We start from the raw sequence: 13,672 nt of genomic DNA on the forward strand, positions 1-13,672 counted from the left end.
CTCCTCTCCGCAGGCAGGCTCAATAGCTGCGATGGAACAGCCCCAGCAGGCGGCGCAGGGGCAGCGTGAGTTTCCAGCTGCTGGAAGAGAGGATGTTTTCCAGCGAGTTCTCGTAGGCTTTGCTCCGGGCGCACAGCTCGGCGTTGGCCTGATGCAGCTCGGAGAGATTCTTCTGCAGGGCCTCGATGGTCTGCTTCTGGTCAGCTGTAGTCTTTTCCAGCTGGTCGAGGTGCTTCTGCTCGCAGACGCGGGTCTTCTGGAAATACTGTACGCCCTCGAGAACGGCGGCGAACAATGGGTCGTCCGCCAGCGGCTCCAGCGGGAAGTAGCAGTAGCTCACGCCCAGCTCCATCCCGGCGGGGAAACGGTTCAGACCTTCCAGCATGAAATTCGGGTCGTCGTTGAGGAACAGGATGCCGTCGCCGTGGAGCGGCACACCGTTCACCGGGCGGCAGAGGATGCGGTCATCCGAGAAGACGAAATCAGTGATGCAGCAGGGCAGTTCGCCGGGGTCGAAACGGAGATTGAACGCGGTCTCCGGCAGCTCGAAGGTCGCTGTCACCATGCCGTTCAGCTCGTCGTATTCGTAGTCCGGGGCTTTAACGGTGTCTTTCTGGGAAAAGCCGAACCCGGCATCATAGTAAAGCAGCGGCTGCACCAGAGCAGGCGAGTCGGTCTGCCTCTCTTTCTGGGGGTGGGCAGCATAGAAGGTCTGCAGCTGCTTTTCCAGCTCGAGGCAGCGCTGGGCCAGCCGCGAAGTGCCTTCGTCTGCAAGTTTGAGCTGTTGTTCAAGGTCCGCAATGCGGCTGCGCAGAGCCGCTTCAGGAGTTTCGTTCATCATTACCGGGGCCTCCTCCGATTTATCGCCAGGCGTACAACCCGCGCTGCAAGCCCATGCATCAAAAGTAACTATAGTCTGCCCTCAAAATGGCGGGATACCAAAGCGCAGGAATTTCAGTGTTTTGCCGCATAGCGGCGGGTCCTGCTCCGCTGCCGGGGCTTGTCCGCAGGCTTGCCGCCCCGAAGCTTCCGGCCAAGCTCTTTGCGGCGCATCAGAAGTTCGGTGACGGCGAAGATGGACACAAGCGAGAACACGAACTGCAGCAGCATCCCCTGCACCGGATGGTCAGCATACTTTGCAGCCATCAGATACCACGGGATGGCCGTCAGCTCCACAGTGTGGATGCAGAAGATGAAGAGCGAGCGCCGGCCCACCCACTCGATGGCATGGGAGATGGGGCCGTCCACTCGGCGCTGCCATTTCAAAAAGAGCCGGATGATGCCGTAGCCCACTGCGCCATCCAGCAGGATGCTCAGCGGCCCCATCGTCCACTCACCCAGCGAAACGCAGTCGGTGCTCTGGGTCAGCAAAACGCCCGCGACGACGCCCAGCGCGGACACGATAAGTCCGGCTCTGGCTCTGCCGGAAAGGGGAGTTTCGAAAAGGCGGCGCTTCTTGGCCAGATAGCCGATGTAAAGGTAGGGCAGCGACACCATGCCCTGTGCGATGCAGAAAGGAGCCTCCCACACCAGCGTGATGCCCCAGCCAAGCAGGGTGACGCCGACGACTGCGGGGGTTATGTACCGCTCGGGGAAGATCTCGAGCAGCACGTCCAGAAGCACCCACGCCAGCATCAGGGCCACTAAGTACCACATGGGTCCGCAGGAGAAAAACTGCTGCCCGAAGTAAGTGGCCGTGTGGGGCAGGCCCAACAGAAAACCGCCTAAGACCTTAGCCGATTCTGAGATGGCGGCATCCCACGAGCCGAAAGCTGCGTGGTGAAGGAAAGCGTGGAGCACCGTAGTGGCCAGTGCAGTATAAAGGTAAGGCTTGAGCAGGGTCTTGAGCTGCTGCTCGATGCATTTGTGGATGGAGCGCTTGCGGAAGCCGTAGCCGCTGGCGATAAAAAAGGCAGCCATCAGCGCTTCGCGGTAAGCGAACAGCGCGAACGCGAAAGGGGTGACGTCGTTGGTGCCGAGTGGGTAAAGCTCTGCCGTGTGGGCAAAGACAATGGCCAGCATTCCGATGCCTTTCAGCAGGTCGAACATGCCAAGGCTGCTTACAGTGCGGGGCTTGGTGCCTTCCATGAAAAGGGTCCTCCTTGTGCGCCATTCGTCCCGGAGGCCCCGGAAGGCCGTGTTTTAGGCGCGATAAATAAAAATATGAAGCTCGGCGGGGAGCTTTTTTGCTAAATGATATAAACAGTATAATGCTTTTTGGGCTTGCTGTCAATTTGATAAGGACTCGACCTCCGGGTGAAGTTTCGTCCTGACGAAAAAAAGTGTATCACAGCTTTTCGCGCATCGCAACAAAAGGAAAGAATTACATCTGCCTGCACAAATCGAATGCAAGCTCAAGTTGCATATTTGTGCAATTAAATCTTGCGTTTACGCTCTGCTTGCGGTATACTGTTGCCATGAGGAGCCGTGCCAAAGTTTTCCTCGAACTGCCAGAGATTCGGAATGACTCTGGAAAGTGAATGAAAAAAGTGCAGAGCTGAAAATTTGACAAAAAGGAGAAAGACCGATGGCTGAATACATCAAAGTACCCGCAGGCGTATACGACATGGTGACCCGCTGCATGGAGCAGGAGTTCCCCGATCATGTGGCCATCCGCTATGTGGCCGAGGACGGCAAGACCGTCGTGGAGAAGAAGTACCGCGAGTATGCGCGGGACATCCGCCGGATGACGGCCTATCTCAAGGCCGAAGTGCCGGACATCAAGGGCCGGCGCATCGTTCTGCTGAGCCGGAACTGCTATGAATTCTGCGTGGCGTCCTTCGGCATCATCCTCGCCGGCGGCGTCCTCGTGACCCTGAACCAGAAAAAGACCTGGGACGAGCTGGAATATGAGCTGGGCCTCGTGGAGCCTGCCCTCATCCTGAACGACGGCATCGACTACGGCTGCCGCGCCGAGCTGGAAGCCGCCTACGGCCCGAAGCTCCGCCCCATGGACTGCTATAAAGAGACTGCCCCCGGCGAGCTGACCAACTGCGTGGGCCACGATGATTTGATGATGCTGATGTTCACCTCCGGCACCACCGGCCGCAGCAAGGGCGTCATGCTCTCGGAGCGGAATATGTGCGCCAGCCTGCACACCTATTCGGAGGTGGCAGAGAACTGGATCACCAACCGCCTCCCGGCAGGCCAGAAGCTGCCGCTGAGCCATATGACTCTGCTGCCCCTCTTCCACATGGCCTGCTTCGTCTGCGTCATGTCCTACCCGCCTGCCGGATGGGCTCTGAACCTCTGCGGCGACATCCGCGACTTCTACCGCGACCTGGGCCTGATGCACAGCGATGTCATGGCCTCGGCCCCCATGCTGGTGGAGACCATCTACAACGACATGAAGCGTGGCCGCGTCAGCCGCCTGAACGGCCTGTGGGACCTGTGCTGCTCTTCCGCTGCCCTCGACCCCAGGATGCTGCTGGAGCTGGCTCAGAACGGCTTCGTCGTCAACCAGTGCTACGGCATGACCGAGACCTTCGGCGACGGCATCCTGAACTTTACGCAGGTCGAAAAGCAGATGAGTGCCGTGGGCAAGCCCGACGACCACGTTCAGTATAAGCTGGACGAGACCGGCGAGATCTGCATCAAGGGCGACTGCGTGATGCTGGGCTACTACAAGGACCCCGAGGCCACGGCAGAGGTCATCGACGCCGACGGCTGGTTCCACACCGGCGACCTGGCCCGGATGGATGAGGAAGGCTTCTATTACATCACCGGCCGCAAGAAGAACCTCATCATCCTCGCCAGCGGCGAGAACGTCAGCCCCGAAGAGCTGGAAAAGAAGCTGGCCCTCTGCCCGGCCATCACCGAGTGCATCGTGAAGGAGAAGAGCCAGAAAATTTGTGCCGTCATCCACTGCCCTGAGGATAAGCAGGAAGAGGTCAGAGCCTTCGTCACCGAGGCCAACCGCAGCCTGCCGCTGTATAAGCGCATCAGTGCTGTGGAGTTCACCGCTGAGCCCCTGCCCCGCAACGCTCTGGGCAAGCTGCTGCGCAAATAAACAATAAAACAGCGAAAAAGGACACGCCGCGTAGTTGCATTTCTCTGTCGAAACAGGTATTATTACGTTGAGGCAGAAAATGTCAGCTGCCGGCGTTTCGCTGCAAGAAAGAAAAACAGCAAGGAGCGACAAAAATGATAAATACTGTATATGAGCTCATCACAGACGTCATGGCGAAGCAGTACCCCGACCGGGTGGCTTTCCGCTATGTGGCCGCCGATGGCAAGACTGTGGTGGAAAAGACCTACGCCCAGTATGTGCAGGACATCCGCAGGGCCGTTACTTATTTTAAGGAGAATATCCCCGACATCAAGGGCAAGCGTGTCGGCATCATGAGCCGCAACTGCTATGAGTACGGCGTCAACAGCTTCGGCGCGATCCTCGCCGGGGCAGTCGTCGTGACCATCAACCAGAAAAAGACCTGGCCCGAGCTGGAATATGAGCTGGGCCTTGTCGAACCTTCCCTCATCGTCAACGACGGCATCGACTATGGCTGCCGCCCCGACATCGAGGCCGCCTACGGCGATAAACTCCGTCCGATGGACGCCTTCAGGGACAGCGCGCCTGCAGAGCTTGTTGACTGCGTGGGCCATGATGATTTGATGGTGCTGATGTTCACTTCCGGCACCACCGGCCGCAGCAAGGCCGTCATGCTCTCGGAGCGCAACTTTTTTACCACTGTGGAGTGCCAGGTCAAATTCGGCGACGCCATGCTGGACTATAAGCACGAGCATATGCCCGAGGACAAAAACGACGTCCTGAGCAACTTTGCCATCCTGCCCCTGTTCCATCTGGGTACGTTCATCTGCCTCTTCGTTTGGGCCTGCAAGGGCTGGGCGCTGAACCTCTCCGCCGACATCCGCGACTTCTACCGCGACCTCGGCCTGATGCACAGCGATGCCATCGCTGTGGCTCCCATGCTGATGGAGGCCATCTACAAAGACGTCAAGCGGGGCCGCCGCGCCCGCCTGAACGGCGTCTGGAACCCCTGCGGCTCCTCTGCCATGTTTGACGGCGCCATGCTGGCCGAGCTGGCACAGCAGGGCATGATGATCACTCAGGTGTACGGCATGACCGAGACCTGCGGCGACGGCATCATCAACTACGAGCAGGACGAAAAGCACATCCGCGCCGTGGGCAAGCCCGACGACCACGCCGAGTACAAGCTGGACGAGACGGGCGAAATCTGCATCCGCGGCGGCTGCGTCATGCTGGGCTATTACAAGGACCCCGAGGCCACCGCAGAAGTCCTCGACGCCGACGGCTGGTTCCACACCGGAGACCTGGCCCGTGTGGACGAGGACGGCTTCTATTACATTACCGGACGCAAGAAGAATATCATCATCCTCGACAACGGTGAGAACGTCAGCCCCGAAGAACTGGAAAATCTGCTGTCCAAGTGCGAGGCCGTCAAGGAATGCATCGTCAGGGAGAAGGGCAAGAAGATCTGTGCCGTCATCTACTGCGGCGAGGCCGACCAGCAGACCGTCCGCGACTTCATCACCGAGACCAACCGCACCCTGCCGCTCTACAAGCGGATGAGCGCCGTGGAGTTCAGCACCGAGCCTCTGCCCCGCACCGGCACCGGCAAGCTGATGCGCAAGTAAGAATAAACCGGGCAGGCTGCGGAATACTGGAAAAGAGCCGCAGCCGCCTTTAATGGAACTACGAAAGGAAGATTCAAACTATGGAAAGAACTGAGATCGTGTCCCAGATCCTTGCAATTCTGGAAGATGTTGCAGAAATTTCCCCCGAGGATGTCAACGAGAACAGCGTCCTGATGGACGATCTGGACCTGTCGTCCATGGAGATCCTGACCGTCGTCGCCGACCTGGAGGAGACTTTCGGCCTGCGCATCCCCGAAAAGGAGCTGCGCAACTTCGTCACCGTCAGCGATCTGGCCGACTATCTGGCCGCACACGCGGGGGAATAAGGAATGGATGCCGAACAGCGCTCTGTTTTTCAGGGTATCGTTTACTATTACCGCGAAAACATGGTCAACTGCCGCTATCAGGTCACGCTGAAGGACGCCGTGGACGGTGCGCTTTTGCAGCAGGCTCTGGATGCGGCCCGGGCAAAGGCACCCTACTATTTCCAGAAGCCGGTGTGGGAGAAAAAGCTGCTCCACCTCGAGCCGTCGGACGCCCCCTGCCCGGTGCGGCAGGGCAGCGCAAAGCCCGAATTTCCGGACGAGAACGGCTTTACGGTTGCCCTGAGCTATGAGGGGAAAGTCGTCTACTTCGACTGGTTCCACTTCCTGACCGATGGCCGGGGCATAGCACCCTTCATGACCATGGTGCTGCAGTTCTACTGCAACCTGCGGTACGGCACGGCTTTCGAGGGCCGGACCCTTGAGACGGACCCTGCCTACGACATCGAGGACATCCTTGCAAAGTACCCCGAGAGTCAGGTGGCCAACGATATGCAGCGCCCCGTGGTGCAGACCTTTGAAGAGACGCCCACCTGCTGCCGCATCCGGCTGGAAAAGGCGGGGCTTGTGGACGCCGCCCTCCGCTGCGGCGTCAAGCCCTTCAGTACCCTCACGGCTCTGCTCTGTAAGGCGGTGCGGACGTATCTGGACAAGGACGAGGTGCTCTACAGCTACTCGACAGACGCCCGCGACGCGCTGGGTGCGCCGAACGCCCTCTACAACTGCGTGGCATCCTTCCAGCGCAAGCTGCCGCTGACGGCAGATGCCCCGCTGGCCGAAGTGGCCGTGGGCGTGGACGCTGACCTGAAAGAGAACCTTTCCGCTGAGCGAAAACTGTTCCGTATCGCGGAGCAGATGGGCTGGGTCTACCGGGTCTACCAGCAGAAAGCCAGCCTCAGCATCAAAAAGCGCATCTTCCAGATGGGCGAGTACATCAGCGGTTTCCCGGCGGACTTCTGGGTGAGCTATCTGGGCGACCCCTTCGCCCCGTCCAGCCCGGAGCTGACCCGGTACATCGAGGACTTCCAGACCTGGGTGCCGGCGGACGGCGCTTCCATCGGTCTGGAATGCACCAGCCTGCATGGCATCATCACCCTCTGCGTCAAGAACAAGGTGCCGCGCCCCGGCTTTGCCGAGGCTCTGCGTGCCGCGTTCGAGGCCGAAGGCATCAAGGTGCTGGAAGCCGCAGAGCTGGGCGCAGACAATACATAAAAGAAAACCTCTCCGTCACGCCTACGGCGTGACGGAGAGGCTTCTTTTTATCCAAAACGTAATTTTCACATCAAATTTTCATGCGTCATACTTTTGCGAAAAAATCGCCTGAAAAGCCGATTTTTCCCTTGCGTCCAACAGTTTGCCGTGGTAGGATAGGTCGAATGTGAACGAAACACACTGGGAAATGGACAAAAGTGAGGAAAATCGTATGGAAAAAAATAAGAACAGCGGCGCGGCACTGGCAAGAAAGATGGCGGTGTCTCTGGTTTGCGGTCTGGCGGCAGGCTTTGCCTTTATGATGCTGCGCGAAAAGCTCGTGGCTTCCGGCAACAGCGGCATCTGGCAGACCATCAACGACCTGCTCTTCCAGGACATCACCACAGAGGGCGCGGAACGTGCGCTCGGCCTCTTCTACATCATCGGACAGCTCTTCATCAAAGCACTGCAGCTGGTCATCATCCCGATGGTCTTCACCTCCATCGCGCTGGCCATCGGCAGCATTGCCGATATCAGCACCATGGGCCGCATCTCGGCCAAGACTCTCTTCTGGTTCCTGCTCTGCTCCTTTATGGCGCTGGCACTGGCCGGATGCGTGGGCTACGCCACCTATTCCATGGGTCTCTTCAACGCTCACATCGAGGGCCTGACGGAAGCCTCCGGCTCCACCGGTTCCAACCCCCTGAACGTGGTGCTGAATGTCATCCCCTCCAACATCGTCACGGCTTTCGGCAGCAACAACGCTGTTCTTTCCTCCGTCTTCCTCGCGGTGGCTGTGGGCCTGAGCATGAATGTGCTGGGTGAGAGCCGTACTTCCACCCTCCGCCGCCTGCTGGGCGAGGTGAACGACGTGGTGGTGGTCTTCCTGAACTTCGTCGTCACAAACTTCGCGCCCTTTGCAGTCTTCGTGCTGCTGACCCGCACCTTCGCCATCTACGGCATTGATTACCTCAAGCCCGCTCTGGTGTATGTGGTGGTCACGGTGGTCCTGCTCTTTGTCTTCCTGCTGGTGGCCTATCCTCTGGTGGTGGCGCTGGGCGCAAAGCAGAACCCCATCACCTTCATTAAAAAGATCGCCAACGTGGCCGTCTTCGGCTTCTCCACCTCTTCCAGCGCAGCCACTCTCCCCCTGAACATCAGGGTCTGCACCGAGGATTTCGGTGTCGATGAGTCCATCGCCTCCTTCGTCCTGCCTCTGGGCATGACCATCAACATGGACGGCACCGCCATCATGCAGGTGGTGGCCACCGTCTTCATCGCAGGCTGCGCCGGTTACACCGTTACTCCCGCCCAGCTGGTCGTGGTCGCTCTGCTGGCTCTGCTGGCCTCGGTGGGGACGCCTGCCGCCCCCGGCGCAGGGGCCGTCATCCTCTTCACCATCCTGTCCGGTGCGGGCTTCGTGAATGACAGCGCCCTGCTGGCCTACTCCCTCATCCTCGCCATCAACCGCCCCATCGAGATGCTCGTCACCTCCCTGAACGTGGTGGGCGACGCTGTGGCCAGCATCTGCGTGGCCAAGAGCGAGGGCTTGCTGGACGAGGAAAAGTTCAACGCATAATTGACCTGCAACATACAAAAGCGCCCCTCCGTTTTACCGGAGGGGCGCTTTTTGTGCAGCAGAAGTCTTCTTTTTTACAGACGGCCCAAAGCCGCCGCCGGGGTTTTACGCCGATTTTGCGCCCGCATGGTTTCGGGGCGGGCGGCTGCGGCGGTAGAATAAGGCCGTTCCCGGTAAATCGAAAAAGAGAGAAGGAGCCATGAGGCTCATGGAAAGAGAGGACTTTCGCATGAAAGAGAATAAAATGTCCCGCCGCAGCTTTTTGAAGGCCGGTGCCTTTGCATCCGCCGCCGGTATGCTGGCCGCAGCGCCTGCCGCCGCCAACGCCGCTGCCCCCAATGCCGCCAACGCAGCAGAGGAAGAGAACGGACTGCTAGGCGTATTCGGCGGCAAACCCAAGTATGTTTTCCTCTTCATCGGCGACGGCATGGGTACGGCCCAGATCCAGTCCGCCCGATTCTATAAGGGTACGGTGGAGAACAACGGCGCTGTCGTCGAGGGCGAGCTGAGCTTCACCCAGTTCCCCGAGGTGGGCAGTGTGACTACCTACGACAGCACTTCTTTCTGCCCCGATTCCGCTTCCACTGCCACTTCCATCGCCACCGGTCACAAGACCGAGAGCGGCGTCATCAATATGTGCCCGTGGACCCGCGATGTGCCCTATGAGACCATCGCCGAGAAGCTCCATGCCCAGAAGAACTACAAGGTGGGCGTCGTGTCCACCGTCAACATCGACCACGCCACCCCCGCTGCCTTCTACGCCCACCAGAAGACCCGCAAGAACTACTACGCCATCGGCAAAGAGCTGGCCGTCTCCGGCTTCGAGTATTTCGCAGGCGGCGAGTTCCAGAAGGTGAACGGTGACGGCACCGGCCCCAACAACCACGAGATCGCCGCCCAGAACGGCTACAACGTCGTTACCCGTCAGGCAGACGCCGCCGCCCTCAAGGCCGGTGCAGGCAAGACCCTCATCATCGCCGAGGCACTGGCCGACGGCAAGGCCATGAACTACGCCATGGACGCCGCCGCAGGAGAGTGGCAGCTGACCGACTACGTCAGGAAGGGCATCGAGCTGCTGGACAACAAGAAGGGCTTCTTCCTGATGACCGAGTCCGGCAAGATCGACTGGGCCTGCCACGCCAACGATGCCGCCGCTTCCATCCACGATGTGCTGGAGATGAGCAACGCCGTGCAGGCCGCTGTGGACTTCTACAACGCCCACCCCAACGATACCCTCATCCTCGTCACCGCAGACCACGAGACGGGCGGCATGGCCATCGGCTACAAGACCACCAACTACGACACCTTCCTGACCAACCTCACCCACCAGAAGATGTCTTACGCCAAGTTCGACTCCACCTATGTGAAGGGCTATATCGCCAACAAGACTCCCTTCGAGGCCGCCATGGCCGACGTGAAGGCAAACTTCGGCCTGACCCTGCCCACCGACCCCGATGCTGCCAGTGCAGGCAAGCTGCTGCTGACCGACTACGAGGTGGAGAATCTGCGCAAGGCCTACGAGCGGACGCTGGAAGTCGGCGCTGCCTCCCAGAAGGAGATGAGCCAGCAGGATTATGAGCTCTACGGCACCTACATCCCCTTCAGCATGGCCATCTGCCACACCATCAACCACAAGTCCGGCATGGACCACACCACCTATGCCCACACCGGCGCGATGGTCAACATCTATGCGCTGGGCGTCGGCGCGGAGAAGTTCCGCGGCGTCTTCGACAACACCGAGATCTACCACAAGCTGGCTGAGCTGACCGGCGTACAGTAAGCCTCTCTCTTCAAACGAAAAAGCCTGTGCAGACCCTCCCGGGGCGGGAGGCTGCACAGGCTTTCTTGTGTTCACAGGTGGATGGTGCAGCCGCGGCCCAGCATCTGGGCCAGCAGCATAAGGGTCGAGACGCCGAAGCACCCACCCATCATCAGCAGGCAGAGCACCACCGAGCCGAAGTCGCACCGGCATGCGCCGGGCCGGGCCGAGTAGTAGAGTACCTCGCACCCCAGCAGGATGAGCCCCGCCGCCGGTAGCACCTGCCAGATGACCAGCCACGGCAGGCCGGGCAGGAAGCGGCAGAGCAGGAAGAGCACACCTGCCGCGATGAGGCAGACGCCCAGCGTCAGGGTGCCCACCCGACGCAGGGGTTTATTCGTCGTGTTCTGTTCCATCATCCGGCACCTCGTTTTCATTCACCACAGGAGAGGAGAGCAGAGCGGCGTTGTCCGGCTCGTCGGCGTGATACTCGCAGAAATCGGCATCCTCGGGGACATCCTTGGAAGCATCCGGCTTTTTGGCCGGATGGGGGCCTTTCACCAGCCAGACGCCGCAAACGATGAGGACCACACAGACCACCACATCCGGCAGGCTGTCCATGACGAGATAGAGGGCGCGGAAAACGGGGGAGGAGTGGCCCCAGCGGTAAACGAGGTCGCCGAGAGTGTTCATGATGAGGTTCTGGTAGGCGATGAGCGCACCGAAGGCGATGAGCAGCCAGCCCACCAGCTTGTGGCTGTCCAGCAGAGCCCGGGCCAGCCGCCTGTCGCGGGGGTCGAAGTGGATGAGGTAGTCGTCCTCCGGCGCGGTGTCCGCGATGATCTGCGCCCGGAGGTTGAAGGTGTCAAAGAAGCTGTACATCCACATCACCACCAGCAGGAGCAGCACCGGGTTGAGCAGTGAGCTCACCATCCCGATGAGGCAGGCCGTGAGGATGAGGGAGAGGCCCCGCTTCATGTAGCCCTGATACATCTGGCCTGCGCCGGGGACGAAGGCGCAGCAGAAGGTCAAAAATCCATTTTTCAGCATAACGGTCTCCTTGTTTTATGATTTTATGTTTTCTGCCGCGTTCAGCAGGCTTTCCAGCACAGAGGAAACGCGGGTATAGATGTTCTCGCCGGGGCGGGAAGTCACGGGCCTGCCCAGCTTTTCGGGCAGAAGCTTCGGGGGCTGTTTTTCCGGCAGGGTGACCTGGACTGTGGGCAGGAGAGCCTGCAGGTCGCTGCCGTGGTCGGTGACGAAGGTCAGCGCTCCGGTACGCCACATGGTCAGCGCCAGCACGGCGGCGACGCCCGCCACCGCAGCCCGGCCATAGGTGCTCTGCATCAGCCGCACCCAGATGGTGCTCATCACGGTACGGCGGACATCCCGGGGCGGGTCGGCGAGGGCGTCGGCGGTCAGAAGTGCGGTGTAACGGTCGGTGCATTTGTCGCAGTAGGCGAGATGTTCGGCGGCTTCCAGCCGTCCCAGCTCGTCCAGCTGCCCGGCGGTGAGGGCGTGCAGCCCTTCGTCGCTCAGACAGCCGTCTTCACGGAACAATTCCATCTCAAAAGCCCTCCTTTCCGGCGGCGCTCAGCTGCGCGGCCAGCATCTTTTTTGCCCGTAAGACCTGCGCCTCCACTGTTTTCTGGGGCCTGCCGCAGAGCCGGGCGGCTTCGGCGGCGGTGTGCTGTTCCAGCAGCATGAGGCGGCAGGGCGTTTTGTAGGGTTCCCGCAGAGCGAGGATGCGCTGCGTCAGCTCCTCTTCGCCCAGAGCTTCCAGCACCTGCGCTTCCGGCTCGCTGCCGGGCGGTGCGCCCTCAAGTGCAAGTACATCGTCGCCGGGGGTGTTCACCCGGCGCGCCCAGGCGCTGCGTAAGTAATCCTTGGCTTTGTTGGAGGCGATGCGGGCCAGCCATTGCTTTTCGTATCCGGCAGGACAGCGGTCCATGCTTCGCCATGCAGAGAGAAAAGTTTCCTGCGTCAGATCCTGCGCATAGCCCTCATCTGCCACCAGCTGACGGCAGATGGTGTAGACGAGGGGCTGGTACTTCTGTACCAGCCTGTCAAATTCCAGTGCATTCAATGGCTGCTCTCCGCCTCCTTTCTGCCCGGCATTTCAAGCGCTCTGTCTATCTGTACGAGCCAGCGGGGCCAAAATCTGCAAAATCATGGGAAAAATTTTGAAAATGTGGTAGAATAGCCTTATCAAACCTCACAAAGGAGAAAACACGATGGCCTCTGCCACAAAACAGGCACTTCTGGCGGCGCTCTCCGCCGCCCAGGGCGAATGCATCTCCGGCCAGCAGCTGGCGCAGCAGCTGGGTGTGAGCCGCGCTGCCGTCCATAAGGCTGCGGCCGCACTGGCGGCTCAGGGCTATGCTCTGGAAGCCGCCCCCCGGCGGGGCTATCGGCTGGCGGGCGGCGACCCCTTCTGCGCCGAGGCGGTGGGGGAGTACGACGCCCCCATCTACCTCTACGACAAGCTGGAAAGCTCCAACCGCACGGCCAAGACGCTGGCCCTCGAGGGTGCGCCCCACGGCACGATGGTGCTGACAAGTCAGCAGACGGCGGGCCGGGGCCGGCTGGGGCGGCGGTTCGAGAGCCCAGCGGGGAAAGGCATTTATCTCTCACTGGTGCTGCGGCCCGGCCTGCCCATGACCGAGGCGCAGGCCGTCACCGTCAGCGCGGCGGTGGCCGTCTGCCGGGCGGTGAAGCGGCTCTGCGGGCTGGACTTGGGCATCAAGTGGGTCAACGACCTCTATTATAACGGCAAGAAGGTCTGCGGCATCCTGACGGAAGCCGGAGCCGACATCGAGAGCGGCCAGCTGGAATGGCTGGTGGTGGGCATCGGCCTGAACCTGACCTCCCGCCCGGAGGACTGGCCCGAGGAGCTGCGGCCCATCGCGGGCAGTCTCTACCCCGGCGGGCCTGCACCGGTGAGCCGGGCGGCACTGGCCGGGGCCATCGCCCGGGAACTGCTGGGCCTCTGCCCGGCCTTCGACTGTCTGGACGAGTACCGCGCCCGGTGCTTTGTGCCGGGCCACTGGGTCACGGTCTGCACCGGGACGGAGAGCTACGCCGCAAAGGCGGTGGCCATCGACGACGCCGGGCGGCTCATCGTGCAGCGGGAAGGGGGCCGCACCGAGGCGCTCTGCCACGGAGAAGTGAGTATCAGGCCGTCGCCGCTGGCGGTAAAATAAT

13 protein-coding genes are annotated in these 13,672 nt (G+C 60.6%); 7 read left to right on the top strand and 6 right to left on the bottom strand.

The window, feature by feature from the left end:
• Positions 1-19: 19 nt before the first annotated feature.
• Complete coding sequence (locus F3G95_RS01870) at positions 20-841, bottom strand: hypothetical protein (protein ID WP_149793574.1); 822 nt, start codon at positions 839-841, stop codon at positions 20-22.
• A 113-nt stretch (positions 842-954) separates the two neighbouring features.
• Positions 955-2,088 (bottom strand): acyltransferase, encoded by a 1,134-nt coding sequence (locus F3G95_RS01875; protein WP_149793575.1) that lies wholly within the window; start codon positions 2,086-2,088, stop codon positions 955-957.
• A gap of 439 nt (positions 2,089-2,527) precedes the next feature.
• Here F3G95_RS01875 and F3G95_RS01880 point away from each other — a divergent pair, with 439 nt between their 5' ends.
• From F3G95_RS01880 to F3G95_RS01905, 6 genes are all read left to right on the top strand, one after another.
• Positions 2,528-4,009 carry an AMP-binding protein gene (locus F3G95_RS01880; RefSeq protein WP_149793577.1) on the top strand — a complete coding sequence of 494 codons (1,482 nt, stop codon included), beginning with the start codon at positions 2,528-2,530 and terminating at the stop codon, positions 4,007-4,009.
• A gap of 134 nt (positions 4,010-4,143) precedes the next feature.
• Positions 4,144-5,616, top strand: coding sequence for a class I adenylate-forming enzyme family protein (locus tag F3G95_RS01885; protein WP_149793579.1), 1,473 nt, complete (start codon positions 4,144-4,146; stop codon positions 5,614-5,616).
• A gap of 80 nt (positions 5,617-5,696) precedes the next feature.
• A complete protein-coding gene (locus tag F3G95_RS01890) occupies positions 5,697-5,942 on the top strand; it encodes an acyl carrier protein (protein WP_149793581.1) in 246 nt (81 codons plus the stop codon).
• Between the two features lie 3 nt (positions 5,943-5,945).
• Positions 5,946-7,151 carry a hypothetical protein gene (locus tag F3G95_RS01895; protein WP_149793583.1) on the top strand — a complete coding sequence of 402 codons (1,206 nt, stop codon included), beginning with the start codon at positions 5,946-5,948 and terminating at the stop codon, positions 7,149-7,151.
• Positions 7,152-7,362: 211 nt separating this feature from the next.
• Positions 7,363-8,709 carry a dicarboxylate/amino acid:cation symporter gene (locus tag F3G95_RS01900; RefSeq protein WP_149793584.1) on the top strand — a complete coding sequence of 449 codons (1,347 nt, stop codon included), beginning with the start codon at positions 7,363-7,365 and terminating at the stop codon, positions 8,707-8,709.
• A 229-nt stretch (positions 8,710-8,938) separates the two neighbouring features.
• Positions 8,939-10,489, top strand: a complete 1,551-nt coding sequence (locus F3G95_RS01905; RefSeq protein WP_243130242.1) for an alkaline phosphatase — start codon at positions 8,939-8,941, stop codon at positions 10,487-10,489.
• 71 nt (positions 10,490-10,560) lie between these two features.
• Here F3G95_RS01905 and F3G95_RS01910 read toward each other — a convergent pair whose 3' ends face one another.
• The 4 genes from F3G95_RS01910 to F3G95_RS01925 are packed head-to-tail and all read right to left on the bottom strand — an operon-like array spanning position 10,561 to position 12,554.
• Positions 10,561-10,887, bottom strand: coding sequence for a hypothetical protein (locus F3G95_RS01910; RefSeq protein WP_149793585.1), 327 nt, complete (start codon positions 10,885-10,887; stop codon positions 10,561-10,563).
• Entirely contained in the window at positions 10,862-11,518 is a 657-nt protein-coding gene (locus F3G95_RS01915) for a hypothetical protein (RefSeq protein ID WP_149793587.1), read from the bottom strand. Before F3G95_RS01915 ends, F3G95_RS01910 begins: the two co-directional genes overlap by 26 nt.
• Before the next feature lie 15 nt (positions 11,519-11,533).
• On the bottom strand, positions 11,534-12,034 hold the full coding sequence (locus tag F3G95_RS01920; RefSeq protein WP_149793589.1) for a hypothetical protein: 501 nt from the start codon (positions 12,032-12,034) through the stop codon (positions 11,534-11,536).
• Between the two features lies 1 nt (position 12,035).
• Entirely contained in the window at positions 12,036-12,554 is a 519-nt protein-coding gene (locus F3G95_RS01925; RefSeq protein WP_243130243.1) for an RNA polymerase sigma factor, read from the bottom strand.
• 148 nt (positions 12,555-12,702) lie between these two features.
• On the opposite strand from F3G95_RS01925, the gene F3G95_RS01930 reads away from it, so the two are divergent.
• A complete protein-coding gene (locus F3G95_RS01930; protein WP_149793591.1) occupies positions 12,703-13,671 on the top strand; it encodes a biotin--[acetyl-CoA-carboxylase] ligase in 969 nt (322 codons plus the stop codon).
• Position 13,672 lies beyond the last annotated feature (1 nt).

Source organism: Faecalibacterium sp. Marseille-P9312 (genome assembly GCF_902497445.1).
In the GTDB taxonomy this organism is placed as follows: Bacteria; Bacillota; Clostridia; order Oscillospirales; family Ruminococcaceae; genus Faecalibacterium; species Faecalibacterium longum.